The sequence below is a fragment of the Sphingomonas sp. SRI_018 genome (genome assembly GCF_057586275.1).
On the sequence record NZ_JBYCZO010000001.1, the window covers coordinates 1,322,596 to 1,338,093 of the forward strand.

Sequence of the window (15,498 nt, forward strand, 5' to 3'; positions counted from 1 at the left end):
CGAGCCGCACTTGCATCGGCCGATTGGCTCGCTGAACCGTGGATGCCGGAACAAGTCCGGCATGACGGAGGAAGACTGATGGCGATCGTCGAGATCAACTTCGACGGGATCGTCGGGCCCAGCCACAATTACGCCGGCCTCAGCCCCGGCAATCTCGCCGCGACCAGGAATGCCGGCGCGACCTCCCACCCGCGTGCCGCAGCGCTCCAGGGTATCGCCAAGATGCGCGCCAATCTCGCGCTCGGGCTGGCGCAGGGCATCCTGCTGCCGCACGCACGGCCGGATCATCGCTGGCTGGGGAGCCTCGCCACCGACTATGCCCGCGCCGCGCCGCACCTTCAGGCGCAGGCGCTGTCGGCTTCGGCGATGTGGGCGGCCAATGCGGCGACCGTCTCACCCGCGCCCGATACCGCTGACGGGCGCTGCCATCTGACCGTCGCCAACCTCACGACGATGCCGCATCGCAGCCATGAATGGACGGACACACTGGCGCAGCTCCGGCTCGCTTTCGCCGATCCCGCCTTCGTGGTGCACCCGCCCGTGCCGCCGCCGTTCGGCGATGAAGGCGCGGCCAACCACATGCGGCTCACCCGCAGCCACGCCGAGCCCGGGGTCGAGGTATTCGTCTACGGCCTGTCGGGCGGCCCCTTCCCTGCCCGCCAGCACCGCGAGGCGAGCGCGGCGGTGGCGCGGCGGCATGGGGTCGAGGCGCTGTTCGTGCAACAGAGCGAGGAAGCGATCGCTGCCGGCGCCTTCCACAACGACGTCGTCGCGGTCGCCAACGAGACGGTGCTGTTCGCGCACGAGCTGGCCTTCGCCGACAAGGAACGCTTCTACGCCGAGCTGCGCGCGCGGCTCCCGGAGGTCGAGATCGTCGAGGTGCCGGCGAGCCGGGTGAGCCTGGCCGATGCGATCGCCTCCTATCTGTTCAACGCACAGCTGGTGACGCTGCCTGCGGGCGGCATGGCGCTGATCCTGCCCTCGGAAGCCCGCGAGACGCCGAGCGTCTGGGCATGGCTGCAGGAGATGATCGCCGGCAATGGGCCGATTCGCCGCCTGGAGGTGGTGGACGTGCGCGAATCGATGGCGAACGGCGGCGGCCCGGCGTGCCTGCGGCTGCGCGTCGTGGCCGATCCGGCGACGGTCGATCCGCGGTTCCTGCTCGCCACGGCGAAGCTCGACCGCATCGCCGCCGTGGTGGAAACGCATTGGCCCGAGGCGATTCCCTATGACCGGATCGGCGATCCGGGGCTGATTCGTGAGATCGAGAGCGCGCGGACGGCATTGTTGGACGCGTTAGGCCTCGCCGGCGAACTACCCTAGCTCCGGCGACGGCTCGCCGCATGATGATCGGGAGGATGTGGATGAACGACACCTACCAAGCCATCGCGGTGAACGAGGCCGATAAGCGAGTGAAGATACGGCTGACGCGCGCAGGTCGCGCGCTGGCCTTGGCTGCCTTTCTTCTTGCCCCTCTCGACCCAGGGACCGGACAGACAGCCCCATCCGCCACGACGCAGGCGCGCGACGGGAGCCATGATTTCGATTGGGAGATCGGAAGCTGGACAACCCAGTTACGATATTTGCCGGAACCGCTGACCGGATCGACCCGATGGATCGAGTATCGCGGCACGAGCGAGGTCCGGGCGGTCCTGGGTGGCCGCGCCAACCTTGTCGAGCTTTCGGTGGAAGGCGCCGCCGGAAAGATCGAGGGCACGTCGCTCCGGCTCTACAACCCGAAGGCCCGTCAATGGACGCTCAACTTCGCGAACGTCCGCAGCGGCATCCTCACGCCGCCGGTCACCGGCTCGTTCGACGCAAAGGGGCGAGGAACCTTCTATGGCGTGGATACCGTCGACGACCGCACGGTCCTCGTCCGTTTCGTGATCTCCGACGTCACGCCAAACTCCGCGCGCTTCGAGCAGGCCTATTCGGCCGACGGCGGGGCGACCTGGGAAACCAACTGGATCGCCGTCGACAGCCGGCGCTGATCCCGTGCGCCCCCAGCAGCCTGTCGGATGAATTGACAGGTAACCATAAGCCTTAACCCGCAATCGCGCATTTCCGCCGCTGGCCCGGAGCTTGCTTAACCATCGCTCATGTGGCGCCGGATCAAGAACCTGTTCACGATCAAGACCAAGTTCGAGGCGTTCCTGGTGATCTACGGCCTCGGCACCGGCGCAGTGGAGCGCGGCATCCACTATCTCCACCAATATCCGGGGCCCGGCGGATGCCTGTTGTTCGCCGTCTGTCCCATCGCTGTGTTCATGGCGGGCGCGCGCATCCTCGATTCGCTCGAACATTCGCGGCGCTGACGGTTTCAAAACGCCCCCTTGCGCGTTAGGGTGGCGCCATGGCCAATCCCCTCCACCGCTGGTTCGTCGAGCATCCGCAAAGTGTCGGCGAGACTTACACCGAGCATTTCGGCGTCGCGTCGCGCTTCGGGCTGACGATGGTCGCAGGCGGGCTCGCCTGCTTCGTCCATGCACTGGTACCGGCGCTGTTCACGCGCACGGGCAGCGGCGCGATCAAGCGGCTCTATTCGGAGATGGTGTCGCGTCAGCCGGGGGTGCGCCGCCCGGCCTATGAAGAGCCGACCTGGCGCCCCGAATACGAAATCTGACCGTATCGCCACCCAGTGATCGAGCATGTCGTCATCATCGGCGCGGGCTTTTCCGGCTCGCTGCAGGCGATCAACCTGTTGCGCCATGACGGGCCGCGCGCGACGCTGATCGAGCGTGGGCCGAGCGCGGGCAAGGGCCTCGCCTATGGTGCCGCCCATCCCAGTCATGTGCTGAACGTGCGCGCCGGCAACATGAGCGCGCTGCCCGACGATCCCCAGCATTTTGTGCGCTGGCTCGCCGGGCGGGGGGTGGAGAATCCTGAGACCGCCTTCATCTCGCGCGTCACCTATGGCGAGTATCTGAGCGAGCAGCTCGCCGCCGCCCGGGCCGCCGCGCCCGATCGACTCACCATCGTCCATGGCGACATCATCGACCTGCGCCACAACGGCCGCGCGACGGCGGTAATGGCCGACGGCCGGCGGATCGAGGCCCATGCCGCGGTGCTCGCGGTCGGCAACCTGCCGCCGCACCATCCGCCAGGGCTCGATCCCGACGCGCTGCCGGGCAACCGCTATATCGGCGATCCATGGGACCCGCGCGTGCCGGGCGGGCTCACCAAGGACGATACGGTGCTGATCGTCGGCACCGGCCTGACCATGGTCGACGTCGCGCTGCTGCTGGAGGCGAACGGCTTCGAAGGGAAGATCGTCGCCATCTCGCGCCGCGGGCTGCTGCCGCGGCCGCACGAGGGGCCGGGCGCCAGCTGGAAGCGGATCGACGAGCGGCCCAAGCTCGCCGCCTCCGCGCTGCTGCACGAAGTGCGCGCGCGGGGCGAGGCGATCGGCTGGCGCAACGCGGTCGACGAGCTGAGGCCCTTCACCCAGGACATGTGGGCCAATGCCAGCGTCGAGGAGCGCGGGAGGTTCCTGCGGCACCTGAGGCCCTGGTGGGACGTCCACCGCCATCGGCTCGCGCCCGAGGTCCATGCCCGCCTCCAGGCGATGATCGCGCGCGGGCAGCTCACCGTCCATGCCGGCAAGCCCAGCGCCTTCGCTCCGAGCGAGGGCGGCGTCGACGTCACCTGGCGTCCGCGCGGCGGCGACCGGCAGGAGGTGCTGCACGTCCGCCGCATCATCAATGCGATCGGGCCGCAGGGCGACCTCACCCGCACTGGGGAGCCGCTGCTGCGCAAGCTGCTCCAGCGCGGGCTGATCCGGCCCGACGCGGCAAAGCTCGGCATCGACGTCGACGCGACCGCCGCGGTGATCGGCGCGGACGGACAGCCGAGCGAATGGCTCCATGCGCTGGGGCCGATGACGCGCGGCGCCTTCTGGGAGATCGTCGCGGTGCCCGATATCCGCACCCAGACCTGGGCGCTGGCACGCCGCCTGTCCAACGCGCATTGGGTGGGCGGTGAAGGTTTGTGATGTCTTTGGCCGGTTTGGGGTTGCGCTCCGGCAACGACCCCTCTATCTGGCCGCTTCCCAGGCGCCCGTAGCTCAGCTGGATAGAGCATCAGACTACGAATCTGAGGGTCGGACGTTCGAATCGTTCCGGGCGCGCCATTTTCTCCAGGGTCGAGCGGGAGGCCGCCCGATGCGCCGTCTCGCTCCCCTGTTTCTTCTTCTCGTCTCCGGATGCAGCGGCCTCACCAATCAGGGGCCGTCACTGCAGCCGCGCCCGATCGAGAGCCGCAGCAATGCCGAGCCCGAAGTCGTGCCGGTGCCGGTCGCGCCCGATCCGGCGCTCGACGCCAAGATCGCCGAACGCGTCAAGGCGGTCGACGCGGCGGTGCAGGCCTTTGCCGAGGTCGAGCGCCGCACCGAGACACTGGCCAATCGCGCCGCCAAGGCACCGGCCGGGAGCGAGGCTTGGCTCGATGCGCAGACCGCGGTCAGCGAGCTAGGTACTGCGCGGGGAACGACCGAAGCCGCCGTCGCGGACCTCGAGGCGCTGGCGATCGCCCATGCCGAGGGTGGCGCACCGGCCTATCCCGCGCTCGATACGGCGTTGGCCAAGGCCAGTGCGGAGGCTGAGCGCGAGAACGAGGTGGTGGCGCGGCTGTCGGCGTTGCTGGAACGGTAATCCACCCGTCGTCCGGCGGAAGCCGGGATCTCATGCCGCAAACCGTTCGCCTGCCGATGGAGATCCCGGCTTTCGCCGGGATGACGGTCCGGCTTAATCCGCCCCCGCAGTACGGAAACCGCGCAGCAGCGGCAGGATCGTCGCGTAATCATCCGTCCATGGTCGGAAGCTCTTGCGCGGCCGCACCGGCTCCCATTGGCCGCCCTGCTCCAGCAGGCGCGCCAGCGTCGTGGGGTCGCGGGTGAGCGCGATCCAGTCGGAGATGGTGGCCTGCTCGCCCTCGCTCGGATCGGGATGATAGTTGAGCCGCGCCGCGAACCAATGGCCGCTCGCCCCGGCCGCTGCGACCACGGGTTCGAGATCGAGGAAACGGTTCGAGATGTGGACGAGCAGCAATCCCTTGGGACTGAGGACCCGGCCGTAGGTGGCGAAGGCCTCCTCGGTCATCAGGTGCATCGGGATCGCGTCCGACGAGAAGGCATCCAGCGCGAGCAGGTCGAGGCTGCCGGGCGGCTGCTCCGCGAGCCGCATGCGCGCATCGCCAATCTCGATCGCCGGATGCGGCAGGCAATTGGCGAGGAAGCGGAAGTGCCCGCGCGCAATGTGGACGACGGTCGGGTCGATCTCGAAGAAGCGCCACTGCTGGCCGGGCTGGGCATAACAGGCGAGCGTGCCCGTACCGAGCCCGACCACCCCGATCCGCGCATTCGGCCCGTAGAGCACCGGCGCCGCCTGCATCGCCTGTCCGACGCCGGAACCTGGGATATAGTAGCTGGTCGGCCAGCGCTCGCGCTCGGGTGAGCCGGTGAGCTCGATGCCGTGGAGGGTCGTGCCATGCGCGAGCGTACGCCACTCGGGATAATCGCGGACGGTATAGACGCCGAAGTAGCTGCGCGTGCGCGCGTCGCCCTCGAGCGTCGTCAGGATCGCGCGATAGCCGCCGTAGAGGAAGATCGCACCGAACAGCACGACGACATAGGGAATGCGCATCCCGATCACGAACAGGCCGAGCGCGGCGAGAGCCAGGAACATGATGTTCTCGCCCATCCCGCCAAAAATGTGCCCTGGATCGGTGAGACCGAGCCCCACCAGCACCGCGACGAGTACGGCGACCGCGATCGTGCGGATCGTCAGGCCGCGCCGGTCGGTATTCCACAGCCAGCCGAACACCGGCAGCAGGAACTGCTGCGGCGCGAGCATCCCCGCGGCAAGGATCAACAGCGGATATTCATAGGTCCAGTCGAACACCACCGGCGCGAGCAGGCCCGCGAAGACGCCGCCGAGCGCCCCTCCCACCGCCATCGCCAGATAGAAGCCGGTGAGCCGGTCTGGTGCCGGCCGCAACGCATAGAGGCGGCTGTGCAGCGCCACGGAAGCCATGAACAGCAGCACCAGTGCCATCAGCGTGTTGAGATAGGGATATTGCTGCGCGCCCCCGATCATCACGCCGCCGAACATCAGGATGGTGATCGGGGCGAAGCGGGTGATCACGTCGGCGAGCGTACGCCTGACGGCGAAGGCGACGGTGAAGCTGAGGAGATAGAGGCCGAGCGGCAGCACCCAGAGCAGCGGCACCGCGACGATGTCGGTGGTGATGAAGGTCGAGGTCGCGAGCATCAGCCCTGACGGAACGAAAGCGAGCGCTATCCACATCACGACCCGGCGTGCGTCCGGCGGTGTGCTGGTGAAGGCGTGATGCGCTTCCCCTTCCCCACCCCGGCGCGGCAACAGCAGCGCACAGGCGGCGACGAGGACGAACAGCAGCGCGTACCCGGCGCTCCAGATCAGGCTTTGCTCGCGCAGGGCCAGCATCGGCTCGACGAGGAGCGGATAGGCGATGAGGCCACCGAAGCTGCCGACGTTCGACGCGGCGTAAAGCGCATAGGGGTCGCGGCCCGGCTCGGTGGTGGCATACCAGCGCTGCATCAGCGGTGCCTGGGCAGAGACGGCCAGGAACAAGGGGCCGATCGAGGCACCGAGCAGCCAGGGCACCCATAGCGCGGGCTCGGCATCGGCGGGCATCGCGAAGGCGAACAGGCCGATCGGCAGCCATAGCGCGGCGAGCGCGAGCAGGCCCAGGTGGACGATGGCGCCGGTGCGGAGCCTGAGGCGTCCCAACCAATGCGCATAGGCATAGCCGCCGAGCAGCAGCGCCTGATAGACCAGCATCGCCGAGTTCCACACGGCCGGCGCGCCGCCGAGCCTCGGCAGCGCCATGCGGGCGACCATCGGCTGGACGAGGAACAGCAGGAACGAGCCGACCAGGATCGTCGCGACAAACAGCGCGCGGGGGCCACGTCCTGCGGCAGCCGCCCCGCTTGCGATCGTATCGCTCACGCCGGCCGGGCGATCGAATAGGTGATGTGGCGCTTGAGCGGGCTGCCGTCGGGCACCGCTGGATGATCGAAATCGCCGTCCGCCACGCGTTGCATCCCCAGCCGCTCCATCAGGCCCCAGCTCCGCACATTGGCGGGCACGGTGATCGCGAGGATATGGTCGAAACCGCCGCTCGCCCAGCCCCAATCGAGGCTCGCCTCCGCCGCCTCGCGCGCATAGCCCTGCCCCCAGGCGTCGCGCCGCAGCCGCCACCCGATTTCCGGCCTGCCGGCGATCGGCGTGCCGTCGGGGCCTGGCTTGATGCCGCAGAAGCCGAGGAAGGCGCCGTCGGCGCGGCGCTCCATCGCCCAGAAGCAATAGCCGACGCGATCGAGGTACCCGTTGTGCCGCGCGATCGCCGCGTCGACGTCGGCGGCGGTCAACGGCGGGCCGAGGTAGCGCATCACCTCGGGATCGTTGCCCATCGCCAGGAACGGCGCATGGTCGCGCGGCTCCCAGCGGCGGAGCAGGAGGCGGCCTGTCTCGATCAAGACAATTGTTCCCCGGCGAAGGCCGGGGCCCAGTTGCGAGCGGTTCGATCCTGGGCCCCGGCCTTCGCCGGGGAACAGATGAAATGCAGCTCAATCATTGAGCAGCCGCGCTACATGCGGCGCATGATAGGTGAGCACGCCCGAGCAGCCGGCGCGCTTGAACGCCATCAGCGTCTCCAGTACCAGCGCGTCGCGCTCCCCTGCGCCAGCGGCGACCGCGGCCTCGATCATCGCGTATTCGCCCGAGACCTGATAGGCGAACACCGGCACGCCGAACTCCGCCTTCACCCGCACGATGATGTCGAGATAGGGTAGGCCCGGCTTCACCATCACGCTGTCGGCGCCCTCGTCGAGGTCGAGCGCGACCTCGCGGATCGCCTCCTCGGCATTGGCCGGGTCCATCTGGTAGGTCTTCTTGTCGCCCTTCAAGAGCCCGCGCGAGCCGACCGCGTCGCGGAACGGGCCGTAGAAGCCGCTGGCGTATTTGGCGGCGTAGGACATGATCTGGACGTTGACGTGGCCCCCGCCCTCCAGCGCCTGGCGGATCAGGCCGACACGGCCGTCCATCATGTCCGACGGCGCGATGATGTCGGCGCCCGCCTCCGCCTGGACCAGTGCCTGGCGGACCAGCACCTCGGCGGTGGCGTCGTTGAGGACGTAGCCGGCATCGTCGAGCAGGCCATCGTGGCCGTGGCTGGTGTAGGGATCGAGCGCGACGTCGGTCAGCACGCCGACCTCCGGCACCGCGTCCTTGAGCGCACGGATCGCGCGGCACATCAGGTTGTCGGGGTTGAATGCCTCCTCGCCCTTGTCGGTCCTCAGATGCGCGGGCGTGTTGGGGAACAGCGCGAGGCATGGGATGCCGAGGTCGCGCGCCTCCTTCGCCCGCTCGACCAGCCTGGCGACCGACCAGCGCGAGACGCCGGGCAGGCTGGCGATCGGCTCCTCGTCGGCGCCTTCGGTGACGAACAGCGGCCAGATGAGGTCGGCGGGAGTCAGCACCGTCTCGGCATGGAGACGGCGGCTCCAGGCGGAGGCGCGGGTACGGCGAAGGCGGAGAGCGGGGTAGACGGACATGGCGTTCCACATGAGCCTTCAGCCGGTCGGTTGCAATCGTCCGGCGGGTTCGGTGGCGGCGTGGGCGTGCTCCGCCGTTTCCTCGGGGTCGGGCGGCACCACCAGCAGCTGCGTGCGCCACTTGCCGTAGCGGTAATAGGCGATCGCCAGCGCCAGCGACACCGCCGAGCCGATCGGGAAGGCCCACCAAAGGGCATCCGTGCCGATCAGCGGCTTGGCGCCCAGCGCGATGCCGATCCGCACCGGATAGAGCGCGACGAACAGGATGATGAGCGGAGGGATCGTCGCGCCATTGGCGCGGACGGTCGAGAACAACACCATGGTCGCGCCGAACAGGACGAAGGTCCAGCTCGCGATCAGCTGGATGTGGCGTGCGATCGGGATCGCCGGGCTGTCGCCGCCGACGAACAGCGCCATCACCGGCCGGTCGAACAGGATGATCAGGACGATCACCGCCAGCGTGATGACCGTATTCATGACGATGCCGGAGCGGGTGATCTCCCCCACCCGATCCCAGCGGCCGGCGCCGATGTTCTGCGCTGCCATCGCGCTCACCGCCGCGCCGATCGCCATCGCCGGCATCTGGATATAGGTCCACAGCTGCTGCGAGACGGCATAGGCAGCCGCGGTGTCGACGCCGAGCCGGTTGACCAGGCCGACCATAGTGAGACCGGCGGTCGACATCACCAGCATCTGCGCGCCGATCGGCAACCCCTTGGCGACGATGGTGCGGACCAGCGCACGTTCGGGGATCAGGTAGCGCAGCTCGTGCCCGCGCAGGCGGATCGGCAGGTCGCGCGCGTAGACGTAGGCGATCAGGCCGAGCGCGGAGACGGCGTTCGCCAGCAGCGTCGCCGTCGCCGATCCGGCGATGCCCATCTCCGGAAAGGGGCCGAGGCCGCGGATCAGCACCGGGTTCATCGAGCTGTCGATGATCACGCTCAGCACCATGAACCACAAAGGCGTGATCGCATCGCCGGTGCCGCGCAGGCTCATCTGGATCAGCACGCCGAGCATCGACAGCGGCAGGCCGAGGAAGATCACGCGCAGATAGTCGCGCGCCAGCGCCTGCGCCTCGCCGGGCGTGGCGAGCAGGTGGAGGATCTCCGGCGCGAAGATCCAGCCGAGCGCGGAGATCAGGATCGCGCCGCCGACCACCATCCCTACCGCCGACCCGAACGCCCGCCGCGCCGCCTCGACGTCGCGGCGTCCGATCGACTGGCCGATCAGGATGGTCGCGGCCATGCCGAAGCCGAACACGGCGCCGAACGTCAGGAACATGATGATGTTGGCGTTGGACGTCGCCGCCAGCGCCCCCTCGCCCAGGAAACGCCCGACCCAGATCGAGTTGATCGAGCCGTTGAGCGACTGGAGGATGTTCGAGCCGAGCGTCGGCAGCGCGAACATGAGCAATGTGCGGCCGATCGGGCCTTGGGTGAGGTCGTGGGTGGGGCGCGCCATGGCTTACCCCCTACCCGTCATGCCGGACTTGTTCCGGCATCCACGGAGCCGCAAGGTCTGCGCTCGCGGATAGGTGGACCCCGGCACAAGGCCGGGGTGACGGTTGGGGCGGAGTTTCACCCGAGGCGTGCCAGCGCAGCGGTCAGGCGCTCGGCCTCGGCCGCCTTCTCGGCATGGTCGGCACGAGCCTTCTCCACCGCCTCGGGCTTGGCGCGCTCGACGAAGCTCGGGTTGCCGAGGCGCCCGGCCAGGCCGTCGCGCTCCTTCTCCGCCGCCGCGATCGCCTTGGCGAGGCGCGCGCGCTCGGCGTCGAGGTCGATGACGCCTTCCAGCGGGATCACGAAAGTCGCTTCATCCACCACGATCTGGAGCGCGCCACCGGCCGGCACCTCGCCATCCATCTGATCGACCCGCGCGAGGCGAGCGATCGCGGCCGTCTGATTAGCGAGGCGCGCCTGCGTTGCCGGAGCGGCGTCTCGGACGTACAGCGGCAGGCGCGCGCCCGGCGGCACGTTCAGCTCGGTGCGGGCGGCGCGGATCTCGCTCACCAGCCGGATTAGCCAGTCGATCTCCCGGCCCGCTTCCGGATCGAGCGCACGGGCATCCGCCATCGGCCATTTGGCGACGATCAGTTCATAGCTGCGTTCGCCCATCTTGGACCACAGCTCCTCGGTGATGAAGGGCATGAACGGGTGGAGCAGCACCAGGATCTGGTCGAGCACCCAGCCGGCGACCGCGCGCGTCTCCGCCGCCGGGCCCTGGGCGCCGAGCACCTCGCGCATCTCGTCGCCGGAGAAGCTGCCCGGCTCGCCGCCCTGCAGCACCGGCTTGATCAGCTCGAGATACCAGTCGCAGAAGCGGCTCCACACGAAATGGTAAATCGCATCCGCCGCGCCGTCGAAGCGCAGATCCGCGAGCGCGAGGTCGACCGCCTGCACCGTCCGGACCGTCTCGCCCACGATCCAGCGGTTGACGGCAAGGCTCGCCGCGGGCGGCTCCAGATGCTGCGAGGCGCCGATGCCGTTGGCCTGACAGAAGCGCGCGGCGTTCCACAGCTTGGTCGCGAAGTTGCGATACCCCTCGACCCGCTTCTCATCCATCTTGATGTCGCGGCCCTGGCTCTCCATCGCCGCCATGAAGAAGCGCAGCGCGTCGGCGCCGTACCGGTCGATCAGGCCGAGCGGATCGACGGTGTTGCCCTTGGACTTGGACATCTTGGCGCCGTCGGCGGCGCGGACCAGGCCATGCAGGTAGAGCTTGCAGAACGGCACGTCGCCCATGAAGTGCAGCCCCTGCATCATCATCCGCGCATCCCAGAAGAACAGGATGTCGAAGCCGGAAATGAGGACGTCGTTGGGATAGCGGCCATGAAGCTTCGGGTCCGCATCCTCCGGCCAGCCCATCGTCGCAAACGGCCACAACGCCGACGAGAACCAAGTGTCGAGCACGTCCGGATCGCGCTGGAGCGCCACGCCCTCGCCCGCCTCGGCCTGAGCCTCCTCCTCGGTCTCGGCGACGAACACCGTGCCGTCCTCGGCGAACCACGCCGGAATCCGGTGCCCCCACCACAGCTGGCGCGACACGCACCAGGGCTGGATGTTCTCCATCCAGTTGAAGAAGGTCTTCTCCCAGCTCTTCGGTACGATCTCGATCGCGCCCGATCGCACCGCCGCGATTGCGGGCTTGGCGAGCGTCGCGGCGTCGACATACCATTGGTCGGTCAGCCACGGCTCGATCACCACGCCCGAGCGGTCGCCGTAGGGCGTCTGGATCACGCGGTCCTCGACCCGCTCCAGTGCCCCCTCGCCCTCCAGCAGCTTGACGATGCGGTCGCGCGCCTCGAAGCGGTCGAGGCCGACCAGGTCGGCGGGGATCAGCCCGTCGGCGGTCTGGGCGACCTGACCCTTGGCATCGAGCATGTTGAGCATGTCGCGCGGCTCGATGCCGGCTCGCTTGCCGACCTCGAAGTCGTTGAAGTCGTGTCCTGGCGTGATCTTGACCGCGCCCGAGCCGAGCTCCGGGTCGGCGTGCTCGTCGGCGACGATCGGGATCAGGCGGCCGGTGATCGGCAGGCGCACCTTCCTGCCCACCAGCGCCTTGTAGCGCTCGTCCTCGGGGTTCACCGCCACCGCCATGTCGGCGAGCATCGTCTCCGGCCGCGTGGTCGCGACCGAGATGAAGCCGCTGCCGTCCTCCAGCGGATATCTGAGGTGCCAGAACTTGCCGTTGACCTCGCGCGTCTCGACCTCGAGATCGCTGATCGCGGTGCCGAGGCCGGGGTCCCAGTTCACCAGCCGCTTGTCGCGGTAGAGCAGGCCCTGCCGGTAGAGGTCGACGAACACCTTGAGGACCGCCTTGGAGAAGCCCTCGTCCATGGTGAAGCGCTCGTTCGCCCAATCCATCGAGCAGCCGAGCCGGCGGAGCTGGCGGGTGATCTCGCCGCCGCTCTCCGCCTTCCACTCCCAGACCTTGGCGACGAACTCCTCGCGGGTGAAGTCGGTGCGCTTCTGCTGATGGAGCGCCATCTGCCGCTCGACCACCATCTGGGTGGCGATGCCGGCATGATCGGTGCCGACCACCCATAGCGCGTCCTTGCCGGTGAGGCGGGCGTGACGGACGAGGATGTCCTGCAGCGTGTTGTCGAGCGCGTGGCCGATATGGAGGCTGCCGGTGACGTTGGGCGGCGGGTTGACGATCGTCCAGGGCTCGGCGCCGGGACGGTCGGGGCGGAACAGCCCGTTCTCCTCCCAATGCTGGTACCAGCGCGATTCGATCTCGGCGGGGTCGAAGGTCTTCGGCAGGTCGGTCATGCGGCCGTCCATAGCCGCCCCGTGCGGCGATACAACCGGGGCGGCGCTCAATAGCCGCGGTCGAGATCGACGACGTTGCGCATCGGCCGTCCGTCGAGGAAGGCGGAGAGATTGTCGAGGAACAGCTCGGCGGCGCGGAGGAACATCTTCGTCTGGCTGCGGCCGGACAGATGCATGGTCAGGATCGCGTTGGGCGCGGACCAGAGCGGATGGTCGGACGGCAACGGCTCCGGCGTGACGGTGTCGAGGAAGGCGCCGGCGATGCGGCGCTTCTCCAGCGCCTCGGTCAGCGCATCCTGATCGACCATGTCGCCGCGGGCGACGTTGATGAGCCAGGCCGACGGCTTCATCGTACGGAGCTCGTCGGCGCCGAGCAGCGCGTGGGTCTCTCCGGTCGAAGGCGCGGCGAGGATCACCCAGTCGAACTCGCCGAGGCGCGGTTTCCACTGGCCGGGGGCGAGCGTGCCGTCGTGGCCCGAGCGGGTGACGCCGGTGACCGTGACCCCGAACGCCGCGAGCCGCTCGCCGATCAGCCGGCCGATCGTGCCGTAGCCGACGATCAGCGCTGCGGTCCCGTCGAGCTCGATCTTGCCCGGCGCGTCGGTCGACCACTCGCGGCGGTCGGCCATGCGCACCACCTCGTCGAAACGCTTGGCGGCAGCGAGCACGCCCATCACCGCATATTCGGCGACCGCGATCGCGTTGATGCCGACGCCGTTGGTGAGGATCGTGCCGTTGGCCTTCAGCCTGGCGAGATCGAACGGGTCGACGCCGGCGTAGATGGTGTTGACCCACTTGAGCCGGCCGCCGGCCACAACCGCCTCTGCGGTATCGGCTGAGCGCTGCATGTCGACCCAGGCGATATCGGCGTCGACGATCATCTCCCGCGCGTCTTCGCGGGAGGCGAACCAGGCGACATCGAGGCCGCCCGGCAGGCGCGGTTCCAGCAGCGGGCGGGCGAGCGCGGGGAGGACGGCTTTCATAGAGACGGCCTACCAAATCCTCCCCGGCACGGGGAGGGGGGCGTAGCGGCGATCAGCGACCTGCCGGGGGCAGGTCGCAGCCGCGGAGCCGGCTTGCGGAGCAAGCCGTGGCCGCAGGCTGGTGGAGGGGGAGTGCGGCGGGCGACTCGTTAGCGGTGAGCCCCCTCCACCACCGCCTTCGGCGGCGGTCCCCCTCCCCGTGCCGGGGAGGAGCTTAGAGGGCGAGCTTCCAATCCCACCCCAGCGGGTCGCCATCCATCACCTCGACGCCCGCCGCCGCTAGTTCATCCCGAATCGCATCAGATCGAGCGAAGTCCTTGGCAGCGCGCGCTTCCTTGCGCTCGGCGAGCCGGGCCTCGATCGTCGCCTCGTCGATCACGGCATCGGCCGGACGCACGCGCAGCTCGGTGCGGTGGAGGGTGGCGAGCCTGAGCCCAAGCACGCGATCGATCTTGCGCACGGCGGTGAAACGATCGCCAGCATGGCCCTTCCCTGCCACCACGCTCTCCAGCAGCACCAGCGCGCGCGCGGTGTTGAGATCGTCGCTCATCGCTTCCTCGACCTCGCGCACCTCGGCGACGTCCAGCGATCCGCGCGGCTCGGCGTCGAACCGCGCTGCCAGCTTCTCGATCCCCTGCACCAGCCGCTTCAGCCGCGTCAGCGCCGCGGACAGATTGTCCCAGGTGAACTCCAGCTCGCTGCGGTAATGCGCCTGGAGGCACATCAGGCGATAGGCGAGCGGATGCACGCCCGCGTCGACCAGGGTCTGCAGCGTGAGGAAGCCACCCGCGGACTTCGACATCTTGCCGCCGCGATCCACGAGGAAATTATTGTGCATCCAGATATTTGCGCCTGGATTCGGGCACGCGCAATGAGCCTGGTTCTGCGCAATCTCATTGGGATGGTGGATTTCGCGATGATCGATCCCGCCGGTATGGATATCGAACGGATGCCCGAGATGCTTGAGGCTCATCACCGAGCATTCGAGATGCCAGCCCGGCGCGCCCCGTCCCCAGGGCGAATCCCATTCCATCTGCCGATGCTCGTCCGGCGCCGAGGTGCGCCAGATCGCGAAGTCCTGCGGGTGGCGCTTGCCTTCGACCGGATCGATGCGGCTTTCGCCCTCGTCGGTGCCGGCGCGCGCGAGGCTGCCGTAGTTCGGCACGGTGCTGACGTCGAAATAGAGACCGGATTCAAGCTGATAGCAGCTCTTTTCGATCTTCTGTGCGAAGTCGATCATCTCCGGAATGTGATCGGTCGCGACCGACCACAGCATCGGCGGGGTGATGTTGAGCCGGGCGACGTCGCGCTTGAACGCCTCGGTATAATGCGCGGCGACCTCCCAGATCGACTTGGCCTGCGCGGCGGCCGCCTTCTCCATCTTGTCCTCGCCGGCATCGGCGTCGGAGGTCAGGTGGCCGACATCGGTGATGTTGATGACATGGCGGAGGTCATAGCCCTTCCAGCGCAGCGTGCGGCCGAGCGTATCGGCGAAGATGTACGCCCGCATGTTGCCGATATGCTGGTAGTTGTAGACCGTCGGCCCGCATGAATAGACGCGCGCCTCGCCGGGGTGGATCGGGCGGAACTCTTCGAGCGAGCGGGTGAGGCTGTTGTAGAGCCTGAGCGGTGTGCCGGACATGACCGGCGC

The 15,498-nt window shown here is 68.5% G+C and carries 13 protein-coding genes and 1 tRNA gene; 7 read left to right on the forward strand and 7 right to left on the reverse strand.

Translation table 11 applies throughout. The features are described from left to right. Positions 1–78: 78 nt before the first annotated feature. The 7 genes from AC2YHA_RS06140 (at position 79) to AC2YHA_RS06170 (ending at position 4,649) form a co-directional block, all read left to right on the forward strand. Positions 79–1,323, forward strand: coding sequence for an N-succinylarginine dihydrolase (locus tag AC2YHA_RS06140; protein ID WP_487400759.1), 1,245 nt, complete (start codon positions 79–81; stop codon positions 1,321–1,323). A 41-nt stretch (positions 1,324–1,364) separates the two neighbouring features. Further along, positions 1,365–1,991, forward strand: coding sequence for a hypothetical protein (locus AC2YHA_RS06145; protein ID WP_487400760.1), 627 nt, complete (start codon positions 1,365–1,367; stop codon positions 1,989–1,991). A gap of 108 nt (positions 1,992–2,099) precedes the next feature. After that, on the forward strand, positions 2,100–2,315 hold the full coding sequence (locus AC2YHA_RS06150) for a hypothetical protein (RefSeq protein ID WP_487400761.1): 216 nt from the start codon (positions 2,100–2,102) through the stop codon (positions 2,313–2,315). Between the two features lie 38 nt (positions 2,316–2,353). After that, a complete protein-coding gene (locus AC2YHA_RS06155) occupies positions 2,354–2,623 on the forward strand; it encodes a DUF6356 family protein (protein WP_233786409.1) in 270 nt (89 codons plus the stop codon). Between the two features lie 15 nt (positions 2,624–2,638). Continuing rightward, entirely contained in the window at positions 2,639–3,991 is a 1,353-nt protein-coding gene (locus AC2YHA_RS06160; protein WP_487400762.1) for an FAD/NAD(P)-binding protein, read from the forward strand. 61 nt (positions 3,992–4,052) lie between these two features. Beyond that, positions 4,053–4,129: transfer RNA gene (locus tag AC2YHA_RS06165), tRNA-Arg, on the forward strand. A 31-nt stretch (positions 4,130–4,160) separates the two neighbouring features. Further along, the gene (locus tag AC2YHA_RS06170) at positions 4,161–4,649 is read left to right on the forward strand and encodes a hypothetical protein (protein WP_487400763.1); all 489 of its coding nucleotides are present in this window, start codon (positions 4,161–4,163) and stop codon (positions 4,647–4,649) included. 93 nt (positions 4,650–4,742) lie between these two features. On the opposite strand, the gene AC2YHA_RS06175 is transcribed toward AC2YHA_RS06170, so the two are convergent. The 7 genes from AC2YHA_RS06175 to cysS all read right to left on the reverse strand — a co-directional run bounded on the left by AC2YHA_RS06175 (position 4,743) and on the right by cysS (position 15,489). Then, a complete protein-coding gene (locus tag AC2YHA_RS06175; RefSeq protein ID WP_487400764.1) occupies positions 4,743–6,986 on the reverse strand; it encodes a spermidine synthase in 2,244 nt (747 codons plus the stop codon). Then, positions 6,983–7,516, reverse strand: coding sequence for a GNAT family N-acetyltransferase (locus AC2YHA_RS06180; RefSeq protein WP_487400765.1), 534 nt, complete (start codon positions 7,514–7,516; stop codon positions 6,983–6,985). Before AC2YHA_RS06180 ends, AC2YHA_RS06175 begins: the two co-directional genes overlap by 4 nt. A gap of 90 nt (positions 7,517–7,606) precedes the next feature. Then, entirely contained in the window at positions 7,607–8,593 is a 987-nt protein-coding gene (gene hemB, locus AC2YHA_RS06185; protein ID WP_487400766.1) for a porphobilinogen synthase, read from the reverse strand. An 18-nt stretch (positions 8,594–8,611) separates the two neighbouring features. Further along, the gene (locus AC2YHA_RS06190) at positions 8,612–10,054 is read right to left on the reverse strand and encodes an MATE family efflux transporter (RefSeq protein WP_487400767.1); all 1,443 of its coding nucleotides are present in this window, start codon (positions 10,052–10,054) and stop codon (positions 8,612–8,614) included. 116 nt (positions 10,055–10,170) lie between these two features. After that, positions 10,171–12,864 (reverse strand): valine--tRNA ligase, encoded by a 2,694-nt coding sequence (locus AC2YHA_RS06195; protein ID WP_487400768.1) that lies wholly within the window; start codon positions 12,862–12,864, stop codon positions 10,171–10,173. 47 nt (positions 12,865–12,911) lie between these two features. Then, on the reverse strand, positions 12,912–13,847 hold the full coding sequence (locus AC2YHA_RS06200) for a D-2-hydroxyacid dehydrogenase (protein ID WP_487400769.1): 936 nt from the start codon (positions 13,845–13,847) through the stop codon (positions 12,912–12,914). A 214-nt stretch (positions 13,848–14,061) separates the two neighbouring features. Beyond that, positions 14,062–15,489 carry a cysteine--tRNA ligase gene (cysS, locus tag AC2YHA_RS06205; protein ID WP_487400770.1) on the reverse strand — a complete coding sequence of 476 codons (1,428 nt, stop codon included), beginning with the start codon at positions 15,487–15,489 and terminating at the stop codon, positions 14,062–14,064. Positions 15,490–15,498 lie beyond the last annotated feature (9 nt).

What these genes read in the sequence shown, in the direction of transcription:
- AC2YHA_RS06140 (WP_487400759.1), top strand. Translation starts at nt 79, where the DNA reads ATGGCGATCGTCGAGATCAACTTCGACGGGATCGTCGGGCCCAGCCAC.
- AC2YHA_RS06145 (WP_487400760.1), top strand. Translation starts at nt 1,365, where the DNA reads ATGAACGACACCTACCAAGCCATCGCGGTGAACGAGGCCGATAAGCGA.
- AC2YHA_RS06150 (WP_487400761.1), top strand. Translation starts at nt 2,100, where the DNA reads ATGTGGCGCCGGATCAAGAACCTGTTCACGATCAAGACCAAGTTCGAG.
- AC2YHA_RS06155 (WP_233786409.1), top strand. Translation starts at nt 2,354, where the DNA reads ATGGCCAATCCCCTCCACCGCTGGTTCGTCGAGCATCCGCAAAGTGTC.
- AC2YHA_RS06170 (WP_487400763.1), top strand. Translation starts at nt 4,161, where the DNA reads ATGCGCCGTCTCGCTCCCCTGTTTCTTCTTCTCGTCTCCGGATGCAGC.
- hemB (WP_487400766.1), bottom strand. Translation starts at nt 8,593, where the DNA reads ATGTCCGTCTACCCCGCTCTCCGCCTTCGCCGTACCCGCGCCTCCGCC.
- AC2YHA_RS06190 (WP_487400767.1), bottom strand. Translation starts at nt 10,054, where the DNA reads ATGGCGCGCCCCACCCACGACCTCACCCAAGGCCCGATCGGCCGCACA.
- AC2YHA_RS06195 (WP_487400768.1), bottom strand. Translation starts at nt 12,864, where the DNA reads ATGACCGACCTGCCGAAGACCTTCGACCCCGCCGAGATCGAATCGCGC.
- AC2YHA_RS06200 (WP_487400769.1), bottom strand. Translation starts at nt 13,847, where the DNA reads ATGAAAGCCGTCCTCCCCGCGCTCGCCCGCCCGCTGCTGGAACCGCGC.
- cysS (WP_487400770.1), bottom strand. Translation starts at nt 15,489, where the DNA reads ATGTCCGGCACACCGCTCAGGCTCTACAACAGCCTCACCCGCTCGCTC.